The sequence below is a fragment of the Streptomyces sp. HM190 genome, assembly GCF_009857135.1.
Lineage (GTDB): Bacteria > Actinomycetota > Actinomycetes > Streptomycetales > Streptomycetaceae > Streptomyces > Streptomyces heilongjiangensis.
On record NZ_CP047318.1, the window covers coordinates 1316901 to 1337501 of the forward strand.

Consider the following 20601-nt stretch of genomic DNA (forward strand, 5'->3'; position numbering starts at 1 on the left):
CGTTGGGGGCAGTTGTCCGGCACGCGAGTGCGGCGGGTCCTTCAGCGTCCGGCGCTGTCGACCACGGAAGACCATTCGTCGAGCAGGGCCTGCGCCGAGGCGTCGTCGGGCCCCTCGGCCCACAGGTGGGTGACGGCCTCCGCCGGGTCCGGCAGGACCATCACCCACCGCCCGTCGGTCTCCACGACCCGCACCCCGTCGGTGGTGTCGACGAAGCGATCGCCTGCGGCCTCCACGACCCGGCGCATCACGAGCCCCTTGACGGCCCACGGAGTGGCGAGATCCTTCTTGAGGACATGCGCCCGCGGAATGCGCGCGTCGATCTGGCTCAGCGTGAGCTGCGTCCGCGCCACCAGGCCGATGAGCCGTACGAACGCCGCCGTGCCGTCGAAGACGCTGCTGAACTCGGGGACGATGAAGCCGCCACGTCCGTCGCCGCCGAAGATGGTCGTCTCGTCCCCGCCGACCCGGGTCAGGTCGTCCGGCGAGGTGGTCGTCCACTCGACCTGCGTGCCGTGGTACGCGGCGACCTGTTCGGCGATCCTGGTGGTGGTCACCGGCAGCGCCACGCGCCCGCTCCGCCGCTCCGCGGCCACCAGGTCGAGCATCACCAGCAGGGCCCGGTCGTCCTCGACGATCCGCCCCTTCTCGTCGACCAGGGACAGTCGCTCGCCGACGGGGTCGAACCGCACGCCGAACGCGGCCCGCGAGGACGCCACGATCTCGCCGAGTCGCACGAGCCCGGACCGCCGCATGTCGCCGGTCTCCGTCGGCCTCGACTCGTCGAGGCCGGGGTTGATCGTCAGCGAGTCGACGCCCAGCTTGCCGAGCAGGCTCGGCAGCACGAGGCCGGCGCTGCCGTTGGACGCGTCGACGACGACCTTGAGCCCGGACTCGGCGATCCCCGTGGTGTCGACGTTCCGCAGCAGTGACCCGGTGTACGAGTCGAAGACGCTGGCCGGGAAGTGCAGGTCGCCGATCTCGCCCGGGAACGCGCGCCGGTACTCCTGCCGCGCGAACACCCGGTCCAGCTTCCGCTGGCTGGCCTGCGACAGGTCCGCGCCCTGACTGTCGAAGAACATGATGTCGACGGAGTCCGGAACGCCGGGGGTGGTCCGGATCATGATCCCGCCGGCGCTGCCCCGAGCGGTCTGCTGCCGCGCCACCGGCAGCGGCACGTTCTCCAGGTCCCGTACGTCGATGGCGCTGGCCTGCAGCGCCGAGATGACCGCCCGCTTGAGGGCGCGCGCTCCTCGGGAGTGGTCACGTGCGGTGGTGACCGTCGACCCCTTCTTGAGCGTCGTCGCGTAGGCCCCGGCCAGCCGCACGGCCAGCTCAGGGGTGATCTCCACGTTCAGGATTCCGGACACGCCTCGGGCACCGAAGAGGTGCGCCTGCCCGCGGGACTCCCAGATCACCGACGTGTTGACGAACGCACCGGCCTCGATCGTCTTGAAGGGGTAGACGCGTACGTTCCCCTGGATGATCGATTCTTCCCCGACGAGGCACTCGTCACCGATGACGGCGCCGTCCTCGATCCGTGCGGCCCGCATGATGTCGGTGTTCTTTCCGACGACGCAGCCGCGGAGGTTGCTGTGCTGCCCGATGTAGACGTTGTCGTGGACGACGGCCTTGTGCAGGAAGGCCCCGCTCTTCACGACGACGTTCGAGCCGACCACGGTGTGCTCGCGGATCTCGGCGCCGGCCTCGACCTTGGCGTAGTCCCCGATGTACAGCGGCCCGCGCAGGACGGCGTCGGGATGCACTTCGGCGCCCTCGGCGATCCACACACCGGGTGAGAGCTCGAACCCGTCGATCTCGACGTCGACCTTGCCTTCGAGGACGTCGGCCTGGGCCTTCACATAGCTCTCGTGCGTGCCGACGTCCTCCCAGTAGCCCTCGGCGACATAGCCGTAGATCGGCTTGCCTTCCTTCATGAGCTGCGGGAAGACGTCGCCGGACCAGTCGACGGGAACATCGGCCTCGACGTAGTCGAAGACCTCGGGTTCCATCACGTAGATGCCGGTGTTCACGGTGTCCGAGAAGACCTGCCCCCAGGTGGGCTTCTCCAGGAACCGCTCGACCTTGCCTTCCTCGTCGACGATCGTGATGCCGAATTCCAGGGGGTTCGGCACCCTCGTCAGGCAGACGGTGACGAGCGCACCCTTTTCCTTGTGGAAATTGACGAGCTCGGTGAGGTCGAAGTCGGTCAGGGCATCGCCGGAGATGACGAGGAAGGCGTCGTCCTTCAGTGCTTCCTCGGCGTTCTTCACGCTCCCGGCAGTACCGAGTGGCTTCTCCTCGTTGGCATAGGTGAGCTCCATCCCGAGCTCTTCACCATCGCCGAAGTAGTTCTTGACGAGTGACGCCAGGAACTGGACGGTAACGACGGTCTCGTTGAGCCCATGCCTTTTGAGCAGCCGAAGTACGTGCTCCATGATCGGGCGGTTCGCCACGGGCAGGAGCGGCTTGGGCATGCTCGAGGTCATGGGGCGAAGGCGTGTGCCCTCGCCTCCGGCCATCACGACGGCCTTCATGTCGGAAGCGTCCTCCTTGAAGAGACACGGTCTAGCCGACTTCACCCGTCCTGATTGTCCCGCACTTTTCCGAAGCGGGCCATCGAGCCACTACGGCCGTCCCTTCGGACGGGCTCAATCGGCCATGGCGTCCGCCGCGACAAGTCGGCGGACCTGAACCACGTAGAGGATCCCTGCCCACCAATACAGAGTTGTACCCCATCCGGCGAACGCCCATCCGAAAATAGCAGCGAGTGACGAGATCCACCCGGTTCCGTCACTGAGCAACAGCAAGGGGAAGGCGTACATCAGGTTGAAGGTGGCTGCCTTCCCGAGGAAGTTCACCTGCGGCGGAGGATAGCCGTGCCGACGGAGGATGCCCACCATCACCAGCAGAACCAGCTCACGCAAGAGAAGTACAGCCGTCAACCAAAGGGGGAGAATCTCGCGCCAGGTGAGACCCACCAATGTCGACAGAATGTAGAGCCGGTCCGCCGCGGGGTCGAGGAGCCGTCCGAGGCTGCTGATCTGGTTCCAGCGTCGCGCCAGTTTGCCGTCCAGATAGTCGCTGACGCCGCTCAGGGCGAGCACGAGGAGCGCCCAGCCGTCGACCTGGGGGCCGCCGAACTCGGGCCAGAGAATCAGCCACAGGAAGACGGGGACTCCGAGGAGCCGCGCCATGCTGAGGATGTTCGGGATGGTGAGCACCCGGTCCGTCTGGACTCGGGTCTCCTGGACCTCCACCCGGGGGCCTCCTGTGCAAAACGAGCCAATGATGCTCCCCGACCCTACCTCAACGCAAGAAAGCTCTGGCTCCTGGGCGCAGTGCCCAAGAGCCAGAGCTGTAAAAGGAGTTCGGCGGCGTCCTACTCTCCCACAGGGTCCCCCCTGCAGTACCATCGGCGCTGTGAGGCTTAGCTTCCGGGTTCGGAATGTAACCGGGCGTTTCCCTCACGCTATGACCACCGAAACACTATGAAACAATCAACCGCACCACGCTCTGTGACAAACGCGGGGTTGTTCGTGGTTTCAGAACCAACACAGTGGACGCGAGCAACTGAGGACAAGCCCTCGGCCTATTAGTACCGGTCACCTCCACACGTTACCGTGCTTCCAGATCCGGCCTATCAACCCAGTCGTCTACTGGGAGCCTTACCCCATCAAGTGGGTGGGAGTCCTCATCTCGAAGCAGGCTTCCCGCTTAGATGCTTTCAGCGGTTATCCCTCCCGAACGTAGCCAACCAGCCATGCCCTTGGCAGAACAACTGGCACACCAGAGGTTCGTCCGTCCCGGTCCTCTCGTACTAGGGACAGCCCTTCTCAAGACTCCTACGCGCACAGCGGATAGGGACCGAACTGTCTCACGACGTTCTAAACCCAGCTCGCGTACCGCTTTAATGGGCGAACAGCCCAACCCTTGGGACCGACTCCAGCCCCAGGATGCGACGAGCCGACATCGAGGTGCCAAACCATCCCGTCGATATGGACTCTTGGGGAAGATCAGCCTGTTATCCCCGGGGTACCTTTTATCCGTTGAGCGACGGCGCTTCCACAAGCCACCGCCGGATCACTAGTCCCGACTTTCGTCCCTGCTCGACCCGTCGGTCTCACAGTCAAGCTCCCTTGTGCACTTACACTCACCACCTGATTGCCAACCAGGCTGAGGGAACCTTTGGGCGCCTCCGTTACCCTTTAGGAGGCAACCGCCCCAGTTAAACTACCCATCAGACACTGTCCCCGATCCGGATCACGGACCCGGGTTAGACATCCAGCACGACCAGACTGGTATTTCAACGACGACTCCCCCTGAACTGGCGTCCAGAGTTCACAGTCTCCCAGCTATCCTACACAAGCCGAACCGAACACCAATATCAAACTGTAGTAAAGGTCCCGGGGTCTTTCCGTCCTGCTGCGCGAAACGAGCATCTTTACTCGTAGTGCAATTTCACCGGGCCTATGGTTGAGACAGTCGAGAAGTCGTTACGCCATTCGTGCAGGTCGGAACTTACCCGACAAGGAATTTCGCTACCTTAGGATGGTTATAGTTACCACCGCCGTTTACTGGCGCTTAAGTTCTCAGCTTCGCCCACCCGAAAGTGAGCTAACCGGTCCCCTTAACGTTCCAGCACCGGGCAGGCGTCAGTCCGTATACATCGCCTTACGGCTTCGCACGGACCTGTGTTTTTAGTAAACAGTCGCTTCTCGCTGGTCTCTGCGGCCACCCCCAGCTCAAGCAGCACGTGCTCTCACCAGGCGTGGCCCCCCTTCTCCCGAAGTTACGGGGGCATTTTGCCGAGTTCCTTAACCATAGTTTACCCGAACGCCTCGGTATTCTCTACCAGACCACCTGAGTCGGTTTAGGGTACGGGCCGCCATGAAACTCGCTAGAGGCTTTTCTCGACAGCATAGGATCATCCACTTCACCACAATCGGCTCGGCATCAGGTCTCAGACTACATGCCAGGCGGATTTACCTACCCGACGTCCTACACCCTTACCCCGGGACAACCACCGCCCGGGATGGACTACCTTCCTGCGTCACCCCATCACTCACCTACTACAAGTCTGGTTCGTCGGCTCCACCACTCCCCTTCACCCGAAGGCTCCGGGGCGGCTTCACGGACTTAGCATCGCCTGGTTCGATGTTTGACGCTTCACAGCGGGTACCGGAATATCAACCGGTTATCCATCGACTACGCCTGTCGGCCTCGCCTTAGGTCCCGACTTACCCTGGGCAGATCAGCTTGACCCAGGAACCCTTGGTCAATCGGCGCAAACGTTTCTCACGTTTGTATCGCTACTCATGCCTGCATTCTCACTCGTCAACCGTCCACAACTCGCTTACACGGCTGCTTCACCCGGCAGACGACGCTCCCCTACCCATCACGATCCCCGTTGGGGGTACATATCGCAATGACACGACTTCGGCGGTACGCTTGAGCCCCGCTACATTGTCGGCGCGGAATCACTAGACCAGTGAGCTATTACGCACTCTTTCAAGGGTGGCTGCTTCTAAGCCAACCTCCTGGTTGTCTCTGCGACTCCACATCCTTTCCCACTTAGCGTACGCTTAGGGGCCTTAGTCGATGCTCTGGGCTGTTTCCCTCTCGACCATGGAGCTTATCCCCCACAGTCTCACTGCCGCGCTCTCACTTACCGGCATTCGGAGTTTGGCTAAGGTCAGTAACCCGGTAGGGCCCATCGCCTATCCAGTGCTCTACCTCCGGCAAGAAACACACGACGCTGCACCTAAATGCATTTCGGGGAGAACCAGCTATCACGGAGTTTGATTGGCCTTTCACCCCTAACCACAGGTCATCCCCCAGGTTTTCAACCCTGGTGGGTTCGGTCCTCCACGAAGTCTTACCTCCGCTTCAACCTGCCCATGGCTAGATCACTCCGCTTCGGGTCTTGAGCGTGCTACTCAAACGCCCTGTTCGGACTCGCTTTCGCTACGGCTACCCCACCCGGGTTAACCTCGCAACACACCGCAAACTCGCAGGCTCATTCTTCAAAAGGCACGCAGTCACGAGATGCCAGCAAGCTGACATCCGACGCTCCCACGGCTTGTAGGCACACGGTTTCAGGTACTATTTCACTCCCCTCCCGGGGTACTTTTCACCATTCCCTCACGGTACTATCCGCTATCGGTCACCAGGGAATATTTAGGCTTAGCGGGTGGTCCCGCCAGATTCACACGGGATTTCTCGGGCCCCGTGCTACTTGGGTGTCTCTCAAACGAGCCGCTGATGTTTCAGCTACGGGGGTCTTACCCTCTACGCCGGACCTTTCGCATGTCCTTCGCCTACATCAACGGTTTCTGACTCGCCTCACAGCCGGCAGACTGTGAAAGAGAGATCCCACAACCCCGTATACGCAACCCCTGCCGGGTCTCACACGCATACGGTTTGGCCTCATCCAGTTTCGCTCGCCACTACTCCCGGAATCACGGTTGTTTTCTCTTCCTGCGGGTACTGAGATGTTTCACTTCCCCGCGTTCCCTCCACTTGCCCTATGTGTTCAGGCAAGGGTGACAGCCCATGACGACTGCCGGGTTTCCCCATTCGGACACCCCCGGATCAAAGCCTGGTTGACGACTCCCCGGGGCCTATCGTGGCCTCCCACGTCCTTCATCGGTTCCTGGTGCCAAGGCATCCACCGTGCGCCCTTAAAAACTTGGCCACAGATGCTCGCGTCCACTGTGCAGTTCTCAAACAACGACCAACCACCCACCACCCCGAACCACCCGGTTCGAGTTCACTGGGGCCGGCACCGAAGGACGAGCAACGCTCGCACCCTCAGACACCCAACAGCGTGCCCGACACGATCAGTCGATGAGCTTCGCGTTCCACGCCGAAGCAGTACTAGCGCTCTCATCCATCCCGACCGTGCCGAATAATCAACGTTCCACCCATGAGCGACCAGCATCAGACATTCGCTGATGTTCTGGCGTCTGGACCCCCCGAAAGAGGCCAGGTGCTCCTTAGAAAGGAGGTGATCCAGCCGCACCTTCCGGTACGGCTACCTTGTTACGACTTCGTCCCAATCGCCAGTCCCACCTTCGACAGCTCCCTCCCACAAGGGGTTGGGCCACCGGCTTCGGGTGTTACCGACTTTCGTGACGTGACGGGCGGTGTGTACAAGGCCCGGGAACGTATTCACCGCAGCACTGCTGATCTGCGATTACTAGCAACTCCGACTTCATGGGGTCGAGTTGCAGACCCCAATCCGAACTGAGACAGGCTTTTTGAGATTCGCTCCGCCTCACGGCTTCGCAGCTCATTGTACCTGCCATTGTAGCACGTGTGCAGCCCAAGACATAAGGGGCATGATGACTTGACGTCGTCCCCACCTTCCTCCGAGTTGACCCCGGCAGTCTCCTGTGAGTCCCCATCACCCCGAAAGGCATGCTGGCAACACAGAACAAGGGTTGCGCTCGTTGCGGGACTTAACCCAACATCTCACGACACGAGCTGACGACAGCCATGCACCACCTGTACACCGACCACAAGGGGGCACCCATCTCTGGATGTTTCCGGTGTATGTCAAGCCTTGGTAAGGTTCTTCGCGTTGCGTCGAATTAAGCCACATGCTCCGCTGCTTGTGCGGGCCCCCGTCAATTCCTTTGAGTTTTAGCCTTGCGGCCGTACTCCCCAGGCGGGGAACTTAATGCGTTAGCTGCGGCACCGACGACGTGGAATGTCGCCAACACCTAGTTCCCACCGTTTACGGCGTGGACTACCAGGGTATCTAATCCTGTTCGCTCCCCACGCTTTCGCTCCTCAGCGTCAGTAATGGCCCAGAGATCCGCCTTCGCCACCGGTGTTCCTCCTGATATCTGCGCATTTCACCGCTACACCAGGAATTCCGATCTCCCCTACCACACTCTAGTCTGCCCGTATCGAATGCAGACCCGGGGTTAAGCCCCGGGCTTTCACATCCGACGCGACAGACCGCCTACGAGCTCTTTACGCCCAATAATTCCGGACAACGCTCGCGCCCTACGTATTACCGCGGCTGCTGGCACGTAGTTAGCCGGCGCTTCTTCTGCAGGTACCGTCACTCTCGCTTCTTCCCTGCTGAAAGAGGTTTACAACCCGAAGGCCGTCATCCCTCACGCGGCGTCGCTGCATCAGGCTTTCGCCCATTGTGCAATATTCCCCACTGCTGCCTCCCGTAGGAGTCTGGGCCGTGTCTCAGTCCCAGTGTGGCCGGTCGCCCTCTCAGGCCGGCTACCCGTCGTCGCCTTGGTGAGCCGTTACCTCACCAACAAGCTGATAGGCCGCGGGCTTATCCTTCACCGCCGGAGCTTTCCACGCACATCGGATGCCCGAGCGCGTCGTATCCGGTATTAGACCCCGTTTCCAGGGCTTGTCCCAGAGTGAAGGGCAGATTGCCCACGTGTTACTCACCCGTTCGCCACTAATCCACCCCGAAGGGCTTCATCGTTCGACTTGCATGTGTTAAGCACGCCGCCAGCGTTCGTCCTGAGCCAGGATCAAACTCTCCGTGAATGTTTACCGGTTATCCGGTGCACACACACGAGAGCGGAACCACCGGAGGAATGATCCGATGGTTCACAGCGTCCTCGCTGTGTTTATTTCAAAGGAACCTCGCCCCGACCAACCGGCCGGAGACGGGGTATCAACATATCTGGCGTTGATTTTTGGCACGCTGTTGAGTTCTCAAGGAACGGACGCTTCCTTTGTACTCACCCGAGCAACTTCTCAGGCTTTCCTCCGGGCGCTTCCCTTCGGTGTTTCCAACACTATCAGCGTTTTTCCGTCCCCCTGACCACCCTCTCGCAGACATGCGAAAGCGGACCCCGGGATAGGTTCTGACACGTTGGTTGCCGCTTGGAGTGGGACGCTCAGTGGCGCCGCCCGGCCCCAAGCAGGTCTACGACTGTACAGCGGGCTCCGGAGCCCTGCAAATCGATGGGACTGGTGGTCTAGACCACTAGGCGGTATGTTCCGTGGGGAACCCCGCATCTGACATACGCTGCTGGGCAGAGCCGACCGTGACCGGCGGTGCCGGCTCGTACGCGCAGCTCCACCCCCGGGAGGCTTCCCATGACCACCGTGACGTCCCCGCTCGCAGGACGCGCCATCGGACTGGCCGCAGTACCGGACCCCGTCTTCGCGGGAGCCATGGTCGGCCCCGGAACGGCGATCGAGCCGGCGGATGACGTGACCGAGGCCGTCTCCCCTGTGGACGGAGTCATCGTCTCGCTTCACCCCCACGCGTTCGTCGTGGTCGACAGCGAGGGCCACGGTGTGCTGACGCACCTCGGGATCGACACCGTGCAACTGAACGGCGAGGGCTTCGAGCTGCTCGTGAACAAGGGCGACACCGTGCAGCGCGGACAGGCCGTGGTCCGCTGGGACCCGGCCGCCGTCGTGGCCGCCGGCAAGTCGCCGATCTGTCCTGTCGTGGCCCTGGAGGCCACGGCCGACGCCCTCTCCGATCTCCGCCTCGACGGCGACGTGAAGACCGGTGACGCGCTCTTCGGCTGGCAGTGACGCCAGGTCCGTACCGCACGGCAAGTTCCACAACCACCGCGGCGGCGGGGCCCGCCGCACAACCGGAGACGGGTGAGATGGAGACAACGCTGCGAGGCGTCGGTGTAAGCCACGGTGTGGCGATCGGCGAGGTTCGGCACATGGGCACGGCGGTACTGGAGCCGCCGGCCAAGCAGATACCGGCAGAGGACGCGGAGCGCGAGCAGGGACGGGCCCGCAAGGCCGTGGACGCCGTCGCGGCCGACCTGATGGCGCGGGGCAATCTGGCGGGCGGCGAGGCCCAGGCGGTGCTCGAGGCCCAGGCGCTGATGGCCCAGGACCCGGAACTGATGGCGGACGTGGAGCGTCGCATCGCCGTGGGGAGCACGGCGGAGCGGGCGGTCTACGACGCGTTCGCCGCGTACCGGGCCCTGCTGGCCGGCGCCGGTGAGTACCTCGCGGGCCGGGTCGCCGACCTCGACGACGTGCGGAACCGCATCGTCGCCCGGTTGCTCGGGGTGCCGATGCCCGGTGTGCCGGACAGTGACGAGCCGTACGTCCTCATCGCCCGCGACCTGGCGCCCGCTGACACCGCGCTGCTCGACCCGACGCTCGTCCTCGGGTTCGTCACCGAGGAAGGCGGGCCGACCAGTCACAGCGCGATCCTGGCGCGGGCGCTCGGTGTCCCGGCGGTCGTGGCGCTGCCGGGCGCCGGGGAGATCGCCGAGGGCACCGTGATCGCCGTGGACGGAAGCACCGGGGAGATCTTCGTGAACCCGAGCACGGCCAAGAAGGCCGAACTGGAGGCCGCGGCCGCGGAGCGCAGGGCCGCGCTCGCCGCGTCCAGTGGGCCGGGAGCCACCTCCGACGGTCACAAGGTGCCGCTGCTCGCCAATGTAGGCGGCCCCGCCGACGTGCCGGCGGCCGTGGAGGCCGGGGCCGAGGGCGTCGGACTGTTCCGTACCGAGTTCCTCTTCCTGGACGACAGCAAGCAGGCGCCGTCGGAGGAAAAGCAGGTCGAGGCATACCGGAAGGTGCTGGAGGCGTTCCCCGAGGGGCGCGTGGTCGTCCGCGTGCTCGACGCGGGCGCCGACAAGCCGCTGGACTTCCTGACGCCGGCCGACGAGCCGAACCCCGCGCTCGGTGTGCGGGGGCTGCGGACGCTGCTGGACCACCCCGAGGTGCTGCGCACGCAGCTGACGGCGCTCGCCAGGGCCGCCGAGGGGCTGCCGGTGTACCTGGAGGTCATGGCGCCGATGGTCGCCGACCGCACGGACGCGAAGGCGTTCGCCGACGCGTGCCGTGAGGCCGGGCTGCGGGCCAAGTTCGGGGCCATGGTCGAGATCCCCTCGGCGGCTCTGCGGGCGCGGTCGATCCTGCAGGAGGTGGAGTTCCTGTCGCTGGGGACCAATGACCTCGCGCAGTACACGTTCGCGGCCGACCGGCAGGTGGGTGCGGTGTCGAGGCTGCAGGATCCGTGGCAGCCCGCGCTGCTCGACCTGGTCGCGCTGTCCGCGGAGGCGGCGAAGGCCGAGGGCAAGAGTTGCGGTGTGTGCGGTGAGGCGGCTTCGGATCCGCTGCTCGCGTGTGTGCTGACGGGTCTGGGCGTCACCTCCCTTTCGATGGGTGCGGCGTCGATCCCCTATGTGCGGGCGACGCTGGCGAAGTACACGCTGGCTCAGTGCGAGCGTGCCGCGGCCGCCGCTCGGGCCGCGGACACGGCCGAGGAGGCGCGCGGCGCGGCCCAGGCGGTGCTGTCGGGCGAATGACCTCGCGTCGACCGGTTGGTCGAGGGGCGCTCCACCCGCGGGTGGGGCGCCCCTCGCGCGGTCAGTGGAGGTGTCCGTCCTTGGCGGTGCCGCCGCTTCCGAGGTCGTCTCCCAGGTCGGGCGGGGTGCAGTAGTCGACGCCGGACTCCGGGGAGACGAGGTCTCCGGACTCCACGTCGGTGCAGTAGGCGTCGAAGACCTCTCCCGCGGTGAGGGGTTCGAGGCCGTCGCCACGCAGGCGCCAGCCGTAGACGCGGTCGGTGGTGTCGGGCGAGCTGGTGCGCATGACGAGTCCGCCGGGGCTTCGGGTGGCGATCCCGAGGGCGAGGACGGTGGCGAACTCCAGGGCCTCGGTCTCGTCCAGGCGGGTCGCTCCGTCAGGGTCCTGTTCGGCGCGGACGACGGCGACGAGTGCCTGGGGCTTGGAGGAGACGCTGCACACGAGGTGTCGTTCGCCCGGGGCGGCCGTGTCGAGGATGCGGGTGAGGAGGTCCATGGCCCGGGCGAAGGACGTGCGTCCGATGTCCTCGCCGCAGCAGGCGCAGGTGCCGATCTGGGCGAGCAGTGTGGTGGCGTACTCCCAGGTGGCCCTGCGGACCGCTTCGTCGATCAGGACGGGGACGAGTTCGGTGAGGGGTTGTCCCTCGTAGGGGACGGCGGCGCCCGTCGCGGCCAGTTCGGCGGTGAAGCGGGTGCGGCTGGAGGGGATGTCCGGTTCGAGGCCCGTGTCGGTGCAGAACTCCGCGTACTCCTCGGGGTCGAAGAGGGCGACGGTGGTGTGGTTGCCCTGCTCGGCGCGGGTGCGGAGCAGGGCTTCCACTTGGTCGAGGTAGGTCGTGTGGTCGTCGAAGGTGAAGCTGCGGTAGCGCCGCATGGCGGTGAAGTCGTGCTCGTCCGCGAGCAGGCCGATGGTGCCCGCGATCTCTCGGCGCAGGACGCTTCGCATGCTCGGCCGGCCGGTGTGTGCCATGGTCTCCCCCTGTGCGAGCAGTCGATCAATGCTCACTCACAGTAACCGGGGCCACTGACAACGGGCGCGGGGCCGGTGTGCGGCCCCGCTGCGCAAGGTGTCCGTCAGGCTCGTTCGCGGGCCAGGCCCTCGTAGAAGCGCAGCAGGTCGACGTTGTCGATGGAGCCGGGGTTGACCGCCTTCTCCATGGGGGTGCCCTGGAGGAGGCGTTTGACGGGGACCTCGATGCGTTTGCCGGTGAGGGTGTGTGGGATGCCGGGGACCTCGATGATCTCGTCGGGCACATGGCGGGGGGAGAGCTGTTCGCGGATGGTGCGCTTGATGCGATCGAGGAGGGCTTCGTCGAGGGTCGCGCCCGGGGCGAGGTGTACGAAGAGGGGCATCCAGTAGCCGCCGTCGGGCTGTTCGATGCCGATGACGAGGGATTCCTTGATCTCCGGGAGTCGTTCGACCGCTTCGTAGATGTCGGCGGAGCCCATGCGCACGCCCTGGCGGTTGAGCGTGGAGTCGGAGCGGCCGTGGATGACGACGGAGCCCCGTGAGGTGACGGTGATCCAGTCGCCGTGGCGCCAGACGCCGGGGTAGGTGTCGAAGTAGCTGTCGTGGTACCGGGTGCCGTCGGGGTCGTTCCAGAAGTGGATCGGCATGGACGGCATGGGGTTGGTGACGACGAGTTCGCCGACCTCGTCGGTGAGGGGTTTGCCGCTGGGGTCCCAGGACTGCAGGTCGGTGCCGAGGCAGGGTGCCTGGAGTTCGCCGATGTGGACGGGGAGGGTGGGGACGGCGCCGGCGAAGCAGGAGCAGACGTCGGTGCCGCCGCTGACGGAGGCGATCCACAGGTCCTCGCGGACCTCGTCGTGGAGCCAGCGGAAGCCGTCGGGCGGGAGCGGGGAGCCGGTGGTGCCGACGCACTGGACGCGGGAGAGGTCGTAGTCGCGGCCGGGGTGGACGCCGGCCTTGGCGCACGCCATGACATAGGCGGCGGAGGTGCCGAAGAGGGTGGCGCCGGTACGTTCGGCGACGCTCCACTGGGCGCCGGTGTCGGGGTATCCGGGGCTGCCGTCGTAGAGGACGACGGTGGTACCCGTGAGGAGGCCGGAGACGAGGAAGTTCCACATCATCCAGCCGGTGGAGGTGTACCAGAAGAAGCGGTCCTCGGGGCCGAGGTCGCAGTGCAGGCCGAGCTGTTTGAGGTGTTCGACCAGGATGCCTCCCTGGGACTGGACGAGGGCCTTGGGCAGGCCGGTGGTGCCGGAGGAGTAGAGCACCCACAGGGGGTGGTCGAAGGGGACCTGTTCGAAGGTCGGTTCGGTGTCCGCGGCGGTGAGGGCGGACCATTCCAGGGCCCTGTCGGGGGCGTCGGTGCCGAGAAGGGGGATGTGGACGACGGCGCGCAGGCTGGGCAGTTCGCGGCGGAGTTCGGCGACGGTGTCGCGGCGGTCGTGTTCCTTGCCGCCGTAGCGGTAGCCGTCGACGGTGAACAGGACGACGGGTTCGACCTGCTGGAAGCGGTCGAGGACGCTGCGGGCTCCGAAGTCGGGGGCGCAGGAGGTCCAGACGCCGCCGACGGCGGCCGTGGCGAGGAGGGCGACGACGGCCTGGGGGATGTTCGGGAGGTAGCCGCTGACGCCGTCTCCGGGGCGTACGCCGAGGGCGCGCAGGGCGTCGGCGAGGGAGCCGACCTGGCGGCGTAGTTCGGCCCAGGTCACGGGGTGGGGTTCGTGGGTCTCGTCGACGTGGAGGAGGGCCGGTTCGTCGGCGCGGGTGGCGGCGGCGCGCAGGGCGTGTTCGGCGTAGTTGAGGGTGGCTCCGGGGAACCACTGGGCGCCGGGCATGGCGCGGTCACCGAGCACGCGCGCGTAGGGGGTGGAGAAGCGTACGTCGAACCATTCGGTGACGGCTTTCCAGAAGGTCTCGAGTTCGTCGACGGACCAGCGGTGCAGGGCTGCGTACCCGCCGTCGGCTGGGGCTCCGTGGTGCTCGGCCGCCCAGGTGTGGAACTGGGTGATCCGGGCCCGGGCGATGCGGGCCGCGTCGGGCTGCCAGAGCGGCGAGGGGTTCGCTGAGGTCATGGGTCGGCTCCCGGACTGTGCGCGTCGTGTGCGTCGGGCGCGCACGAGCGGGGTGTGCGCGTGACGCGGCCACCACGGACGATGCCATGTGATCGACTTCGGCACCAGGGTGTGCCGTGGTCGGGCGGCGGGTCGGGCGGTGACATGAAGTGTGCCGTCACCATGGGTGAACGGAAGTTGAACGACTCACACAAACGGGCCGGTCAATGGCAGGGTGAGCCGCATGGACGGTCGTGACCTGGTGCGTTCGGTGAAGGCGATCGGTTCGGCGGGGGCGGTGCAAGGGCTGCGCACCGTCCGGGCCGCGTGGCGCAGGAGGCGCTCCGACGCCACCGGGTTGGTGGCGCGGGGTGCCGAGCGGGCGCGGGTGCCGGGGCCGGTGCGGGAGGTGGAGCCGGGGCCGGGCGGTGGGGTCGTGCGGTTCGACCGGGCGGAGCTGCGGATCACCGTCGATGTGAACGGGGCCGTGTTCTGGGGCTGGGACGGGGCCGTGCAGGAGCCGTCGTACGCCCTGGCGGGCCGGTGCCCGGAGCCGGACCCGCGGGCCGGGCTGGAGCCGGACAAGGACGGCGGCTGGCGGGTCGTGGCCGAGCGGGTGACGGTCGTGGTGTCGCGGCTCGGGGCGGTGGAGGTGTGTACGCCCGGTGGGGTGACGTTGCGGCGTGATCTGCCGCCCCGGTGGTGGGAGCCGGTGGGTGGGGGCGAGGCGCGGTGGACGCAGCGCTCGGAGGTCGCGGCCGATGCCCGGTTCTTCGGTCTGGGTGGGCGCGCGGCCGGGCCCCGGCTGCGTGACGGAACGTATCGGCTGTGGAACACGGATCCCGGGCACGCGTTCGGGCCGGGTGATGATCCGCTGTACGTCACGATGCCGGTGCAGATGGTGGTGGCCGACGCGGGGACGCATCTGGTGTTCCACGACTCCACGTGGGACGGCACAGTGACGTTGCGCGGGGGCGAGGAGGGCGCGGGGTCGGGGCACGACCGGGTCGGCACGTCGGAGCTGCGGATGTCCGGGGGGCCGCTGCGCTGCTGGGTGATCGTCGGTACTCCCGCGCGCGTGCTGCACGCGTGGGCGGCGCTCACGGGCGCTCCGGCGCTGCCGCCGGCGTGGGCGCTCGGGCACCATCACGCGCGGTGGGGGTTCGGCAGCGCGCAGGAGGTGCGGCGGGTGGTCGCGGGGTACCGGGAGCACGGGCTGCCGCTCGACGCGATCCATCTGGACATCGACCACTACGCCGGCCACCGGGTGTTCACGGTGGACGAGGAGCGCTTCCCGAAGCTGCCGGACCTCGCCGAGGAGTTGCGGGGGCAGGGCGTCCGGCTGGTGTCGATCGTCGACGCGGCGGTCAAGGCGGAGCCGGGCAACGCGGTCTACGACAGCGGGACGGCGCAGGACGCGTTCGTGCGGGACGCCGCGGGGCGCGTCGTGGAGGGGCTGGTGTGGCCCGGGAAGTCGGTCTTCCCGGACTTCACGCGGGCGCGTACGCGCGCGTGGTGGGGCGGTCTGTACGAGGAGAGGCTGACGCAGGGTTTCGCCGGGTTCTGGCACGACATGAACGAGCCGACGTCGTTCGTGGCGTTCGGGGAGAACACGCTGCCGCGGTCGGCCCGGCACGATCTGGAGGGCCGGGGCGGCGACCATCGGCAGGCGCACAACGTGTACGCGCTGTGCATGGCGAGGGCGGGTTACGAGGGGCTGCGTGAGCTGGTGCCCGAGGAGCGGCCGTTCGTGTTCTCGCGTTCCGGGTGGGCCGGGATGCAGCGGTACGGGGGCGCGTGGTCCGGGGACGTGGCGACGGGCTGGCCGGGGCTGCGGGCGTCGCTGTCGCTGGTGCTGGGGCTCGGACTGTGCGGGGTGCCGTACTCGGGTCCGGATGTGGGCGGTTTCGACGGGAGCCCGTCGGCGGAGCTGTTCCTGCGATGGTTCCAGCTGGGGGCGTATCTGCCGTTGTTCCGTACGCACGCGAGCATGCGGGCGGGACGCAGGGAGCCGTGGGAGTTCGGGGACGAGGTCGTCGAGCACGCGCGCGTGGCGCTCGTCGAGCGGCGGCGGCTGCTGCCGTACTTCATGACGCTGGCCCATTGGGCGCGGCGTACCGGGGCGCCGTATGTGCGGCCGGTGTGGTGGGGTGCGCCGGAGGACAGGGCGCTGCGGGACTGTGAGGACGCGTTCCTGCTGGGTGGCTGTCTGCTGGTGGCGCCGGTGCTGGAGCCGGGTGTGGACCGGCGTGCGGTGCGGCTGCCGCGGGGGTGCTGGTACGACACGGTGACCGGGAAGGCGTATCAGGGGCCCGGGCAGGTGGTGGTCGACGCGCCCTTGTCGCGGATCCCGGTTCTCGCGCGCGCGGGTGCCGTGCTGCCGGTCCGGGGCGCCGACGGCGGCCTGGAGCTGGAGGTGTGGGCACCCGCGCGCGGGCGGACGGGGGGCGGGCTCGTGGTGCCGGACGCGGGCGACGGCTGGGACGAGCCGGAGGTCGAGCGGTACACGACGCGCTGGGAGGGGCGGCGTGTGGTGGTGGAGCGGGACGGGGACGAGGGGCCGGTCGAGCCCGCGTACCCGGTGCGGGTGCGGGGGCTCGACCGGGACTGAGCGTTCGGTTCAGATGTAGCGGCCGTCGAAGAACGCCTGTACCGCCAGGGTGTGCAGCGGGAAGGCGAGTTCGGTCGGTCTGCGCAGCAGGTGCCAGCCCTCCGTCTCGTCGGTGGCCTCGGGCGGCGGGAGGTTGGCTGCCGGGCGTTCGGGGAGCAGGCCGAACAGGAGCAGGTGGCCGTCGGGTGAGCTCATGGCGTCGGCGAGGCGGACGTCGCGGTCGGCCGCGCAGATGCCCGTCTCCTCCTTGAGCTCGCGGACGACGGCGTGCCGCCAGTCCTCCCGGTGGTCGATGAAGCCGCCGGGCAGGGCGGTGCCCCCGCGCGCGGGGGCGACGGTCCGTGTGATCACGACGAGGGCTGTGCCCTTGGTGTCGTACACGGGCTGGAGGGCCACCGCGACGGGGAGCGGATTGCGGTAGGCCACGGTGTGGCAGGACTCGCAGGTGCGGGGCCAGCCGGAAACGCCCTCACCGTAGGGCGCTCCGCAACTGGAACAATGCGAGTCCGGTGCGGAGTTGGCGGTTGGGTGTTGATTTGCGGACACGCGGCGGACTGTATCCGATCATCTGCTGGTCGTCCTGTCGGGGCGACGCTGTGCGCCACCGCGCGGGCGGGGACCGGTACGCGTGAGGGGCGGCCGGAACCACCCCCGTGGGCCCCGGCCGCCCCTCACGGGTACTGCGACGCCGGGAGGGGCCGGTTGGTTCGCTCCGGGACCTGCTCAATTCGAATCGCCCGTGACAGACTTCCGGCGAAACCTTCTGACGGTTCATCAGATCTGTTGCCGGGGAGGCGCTTTGTCGCGCGGTCGCACACCTGTGGTCACCGGCTGGTTCACCGGGGAGGGGGAGGAGTTCCGTCTTCTCGGCACGCGCTGCTCGGCGTGCGGTTCGGTGTTCTTCCCGCGCGAGGACGTCTTCTGCCGCAATCCGGGGTGCGGTGGGGGCGAGCTGCGGGAGGTGCCGCTGTCCCGACGGGGGCGCGTGTGGTCGTACACCGACGCCCGGTACCGGCCTCCGTCACCCTACGTGTCCGATCCGGAACTTCCATGGGAGCCGTATGCGTTGATCGCGGTGGAACTGGCCGCCGAGCGTCTCGTGGTGCTGGGGCAGGCGGTTCCCGGGGTCACCGTCGCCGATCTGGCGGTGGGCATGGAGGTGGAGGTCGTCCCCGGCGTGCTGAACGAGGACGCGGGGACGACCTGGACGACGTGGCACTGGCGGCCGACGGGGGTGACGGCGTGACGGGTGACGTGGCGGTGCTCGGCACGGGCATGCACCCGTGGGGCAAATGGGGAAGGAGTTTCGTCGAGTACGGCACGGTGGCCGCGCGAACCGCGCTGGACGACGCCGGGATCGACTGGCGGGACGTCGGTTCGATCGTCGGGGCCGACACGGTGCGCGGCGGCTATCCGGGGTACGTGGCCGGGGCGACCTTCGCGAAGGCGCTGGGCTGGCAGGGTGCGCGGGCCACGAGTGTGTACGCGGCCTGCGCGTCGGGGGCGCAGGCGGTGGCCGCCGCCCGGGCCCAGATCCTCGGCGGCCTCGCGGACGTCGTGCTCGTCGTGGGTGCGGACGCGGCGCCGAAGGGGTTCTTCCGGCCGGCGGGCGGGGACCGCCCGGACGACCCGGACTGGCTGCGGTTCCGGGTGCTCGGCGCGACCAATCCGACGTACTTCGGGCTGTACGCGCGGCGCCGGATGGCGGTGCACGGTGACACCCCGGAGGACTTCGCCCGCGTCAAGGTGAAGAACGCGGCGCTGGGGGCGCTCAATCCGTACGCGCGTTACCGCAGGCGGGTGACCGCCGAGGAGGTCGCGGCCTCCGCCGTCGTCGCGGACCCGTTGCGGCTGCTGGACATCTGTGCGACCTCGGACGGCGGTGCGGCTCTCGTGCTGTCCAGCGTGGATTTCGCGCGGCGGCACGGCGTGGCCCGGCCGGTGCGGATCCGAGCGGTGTCCACGGTGACACCGCGCTATCCCAGCACGGTGCTGGATCTGCCGGACATCGCGACGGACTCCGCGGTGGCCGTGGCTCCGGTTCCGGAGACGTTCCGGGCGTCGATCGCGCGGGCGGCGTACGAGGAGGCCGGCATCGGCCCGGACGACCTGTCGCTCGCCGAGGTCTACGACCTCTCCACGGCACTGGAGTTGCAGTGGTACGAGGACCTGGGACTGTGCGGCGAGGGCGAGGGGGCGAAGCTGCTGCGGGACGGGGTGACGGCTCTCGGCGGTCGTACACCGGTGAACACGAGCGGGGGTCTCGCGTCGTTCGGTGAGGCGGTTCCGGCGCAGGCGATCGCCCAGGTGTGCGAGCTGGTCCGGCAGTTGAGGGGTGAGGCCGGGGACCGTCAGGTCGCGGGGGCGTGTGTGGGGCTGAGCGCGAACCAGGGGTTGTTCGGGCACGGTTCGGCGGTGATCGTGGTGCGGTGAGGCGTAGGGGGCCAGTGTGGCGTTCGGGCGCGGTGGCCCACTCAGTGGGATGGCGGCTCGCTCGGTCGTGGCTCGCCCGGTGGCGGCTCGCTGCGGGTCGGCCGGGTGCCCGCCCCACCGACGAACGCCGGCGGTGAGCGCGCGGTCCTCCGTCAGGATTGTTCGTCCTTGTTCTTGACGCCGTTCTTGACGCCCCCTGGGTGCCGGTGAACACTTCCGGTGTCAGTCGGCATCGCCGCATTCGGGCGTCTTTGTGCACTGCGCCGCTCGGGTCTCCCGCCTGCCTCTCGGGCCGTCCCCCACGGGCGATTCGGCTGCTACGGCACGCTCGTCACGGACGCCGGGCGGGGCGCGGGACTCTTCCTGCCTTCGGCTGACGTGGCCATGGGAACGCACCCTGCACGGATGGTCCGGGGTCGATCACCCCGGGCCGGGGCCTAGGAGCCGCCATGAGCTACGGAGACATATTCCTCGGCGGGGTCATCGGTACGGCGATCCTGATCCTGTTCGACGCCGGTGTGTGCGCCGCCGTCACCCTCCGGTTCTCGAAGGCGAGGGCATCGGGCTGGATCGTCATCGCGTTCGGCTGGGGCTTCGCCGTCCTGGCCGGTGCCTACACCGCCGCTCCCCTCTCGGGCGGGCACCTGAACCCGGCGGTGACCGTGGGGATCGCGGTCGACACCGGGACGTGGGACAAGGTCTGGGTGTATCTGCTGGGCCAGATGGTGGGCGCGATGCTCGGCGCGGTCCTCGCCTACCTGGTCTACCTGGCGCAGTTCCAGGCGAACGTCCGTGAGGGGGGCACCAGGGAGGGCACGGCGGACGAACCGACACCGACCCTCGGGATCTTCTCCACCATCCCCGAGATCCGGAACCCCGTTGCCAACCTGATCACCGAGATCGTCGCGACGATCGCGCTGGTGCTCCCGATCCTCGCCTTCGGCCGCAACACGGGGATCGGCATCGGCCGGATCCCCGGCGAGGAGGCCGGCGTCTACGGCTCCGGGATATCGGTGCTGCTGGTGTCGTTCCTGGTCGTGGGCATCGGCCTCTCCCTCGGCGGGCCCACCGGCTACGCGATCAACCCGGCGCGTGACCTCGGCCCGCGCATCGTGCACACCTTCCTGCCGATCCCGAACAAGGGCACCTCCGACTGGGGCTACGCATGGATCCCGGTCGTCGGCCCGCTGGCCGGCGGTCTCCTCGCGGGCCTCGTCTACCACGCGGCCTTCTGACCCGGGACCACGCGGG

General features: G+C 67.4%; 11 protein-coding genes and 3 rRNA genes. 6 read left to right on the forward strand and 8 right to left on the reverse strand.

Going from position 1 to position 20601, the window contains the following annotated elements; translation table 11 throughout:
- Positions 1–41: 41 nt before the first annotated feature.
- The 5 genes from GSY65_RS05230 to GSY65_RS05250 form a co-directional block, all read right to left on the reverse strand.
- Complete coding sequence (locus GSY65_RS05230) at positions 42–2537, reverse strand: mannose-1-phosphate guanyltransferase (protein ID WP_159766190.1); 2496 nt, start codon at positions 2535–2537, stop codon at positions 42–44.
- Positions 2538–2651: 114 nt separating this feature from the next.
- Positions 2652–3260, reverse strand: coding sequence for a CDP-alcohol phosphatidyltransferase family protein (locus tag GSY65_RS05235; RefSeq protein ID WP_055715902.1), 609 nt, complete (start codon positions 3258–3260; stop codon positions 2652–2654).
- A gap of 109 nt (positions 3261–3369) precedes the next feature.
- Positions 3370–3486: ribosomal RNA gene (rrf, locus tag GSY65_RS05240) — 5S ribosomal RNA — on the reverse strand.
- Positions 3487–3575: 89 nt separating this feature from the next.
- Positions 3576–6697: ribosomal RNA gene (locus GSY65_RS05245) — 23S ribosomal RNA — on the reverse strand.
- A gap of 305 nt (positions 6698–7002) precedes the next feature.
- Positions 7003–8529: ribosomal RNA gene (locus GSY65_RS05250) — 16S ribosomal RNA — on the reverse strand.
- The 16S, 23S and 5S rRNA genes sit together here, the layout of an rRNA operon.
- A gap of 558 nt (positions 8530–9087) precedes the next feature.
- On the opposite strand from GSY65_RS05250, the gene GSY65_RS05255 reads away from it, so the two are divergent.
- Together GSY65_RS05255 and ptsP are read left to right on the forward strand one after the other, a co-directional pair.
- Entirely contained in the window at positions 9088–9537 is a 450-nt protein-coding gene (locus tag GSY65_RS05255) for a PTS sugar transporter subunit IIA (RefSeq protein WP_159766191.1), read from the forward strand.
- A gap of 77 nt (positions 9538–9614) precedes the next feature.
- Positions 9615–11285, forward strand: coding sequence for a phosphoenolpyruvate--protein phosphotransferase (gene ptsP / locus GSY65_RS05260; protein WP_159766192.1), 1671 nt, complete (start codon positions 9615–9617; stop codon positions 11283–11285).
- A 61-nt stretch (positions 11286–11346) separates the two neighbouring features.
- Here ptsP and GSY65_RS05265 read toward each other — a convergent pair whose 3' ends face one another.
- Together GSY65_RS05265 and GSY65_RS05270 are read right to left on the reverse strand one after the other, a co-directional pair.
- The gene (locus GSY65_RS05265; RefSeq protein ID WP_159766193.1) at positions 11347–12255 is read right to left on the reverse strand and encodes a hypothetical protein; all 909 of its coding nucleotides are present in this window, start codon (positions 12253–12255) and stop codon (positions 11347–11349) included.
- Between the two features lie 104 nt (positions 12256–12359).
- Positions 12360–14327 carry an acetoacetate--CoA ligase gene (locus tag GSY65_RS05270; protein ID WP_159766194.1) on the reverse strand — a complete coding sequence of 656 codons (1968 nt, stop codon included), beginning with the start codon at positions 14325–14327 and terminating at the stop codon, positions 12360–12362.
- Positions 14328–14550: 223 nt separating this feature from the next.
- Here GSY65_RS05270 and GSY65_RS05275 point away from each other — a divergent pair, with 223 nt between their 5' ends.
- Positions 14551–16917 (forward strand): glycoside hydrolase family 31 protein, encoded by a 2367-nt coding sequence (locus GSY65_RS05275; protein WP_159766195.1) that lies wholly within the window; start codon positions 14551–14553, stop codon positions 16915–16917.
- Between the two features lie 9 nt (positions 16918–16926).
- Here GSY65_RS05275 and GSY65_RS05280 read toward each other — a convergent pair whose 3' ends face one another.
- Positions 16927–17463, reverse strand: a complete 537-nt coding sequence (locus tag GSY65_RS05280; protein ID WP_159766196.1) for an NUDIX domain-containing protein — start codon at positions 17461–17463, stop codon at positions 16927–16929.
- A 274-nt stretch (positions 17464–17737) separates the two neighbouring features.
- On the opposite strand from GSY65_RS05280, the gene GSY65_RS05285 reads away from it, so the two are divergent.
- The 3 genes from GSY65_RS05285 (at position 17738) to GSY65_RS05295 (ending at position 20585) form a co-directional block, all read left to right on the forward strand.
- The gene (locus GSY65_RS05285) at positions 17738–18163 is read left to right on the forward strand and encodes a Zn-ribbon domain-containing OB-fold protein (RefSeq protein ID WP_159775635.1); all 426 of its coding nucleotides are present in this window, start codon (positions 17738–17740) and stop codon (positions 18161–18163) included.
- Positions 18160–19350, forward strand: coding sequence for a lipid-transfer protein (locus GSY65_RS05290; RefSeq protein ID WP_159766197.1), 1191 nt, complete (start codon positions 18160–18162; stop codon positions 19348–19350). The genes GSY65_RS05285 and GSY65_RS05290 overlap by 4 nt, the downstream gene beginning before the upstream one ends.
- Positions 19351–19799: 449 nt before the next feature.
- Positions 19800–20585, forward strand: a complete 786-nt coding sequence (locus GSY65_RS05295) for an MIP/aquaporin family protein (protein ID WP_159766198.1) — start codon at positions 19800–19802, stop codon at positions 20583–20585.
- The last annotated feature ends 16 nt before the right edge of the window (positions 20586–20601 follow it).

Coding starts and splice junctions, on each gene's coding strand:
- GSY65_RS05230 (WP_159766190.1), bottom strand. CDS start 2,537: ATGAAGGCCGTCGTGATGGCCGGAGGCGAGGGCACACGCCTTCGCCCC.
- GSY65_RS05255 (WP_159766191.1), top strand. CDS start 9,088: ATGACCACCGTGACGTCCCCGCTCGCAGGACGCGCCATCGGACTGGCC.
- ptsP (WP_159766192.1), top strand. CDS start 9,615: ATGGAGACAACGCTGCGAGGCGTCGGTGTAAGCCACGGTGTGGCGATC.
- GSY65_RS05265 (WP_159766193.1), bottom strand. CDS start 12,255: ATGGCACACACCGGCCGGCCGAGCATGCGAAGCGTCCTGCGCCGAGAG.
- GSY65_RS05270 (WP_159766194.1), bottom strand. CDS start 14,327: ATGACCTCAGCGAACCCCTCGCCGCTCTGGCAGCCCGACGCGGCCCGC.
- GSY65_RS05275 (WP_159766195.1), top strand. CDS start 14,551: ATGGACGGTCGTGACCTGGTGCGTTCGGTGAAGGCGATCGGTTCGGCG.
- GSY65_RS05295 (WP_159766198.1), top strand. CDS start 19,800: ATGAGCTACGGAGACATATTCCTCGGCGGGGTCATCGGTACGGCGATC.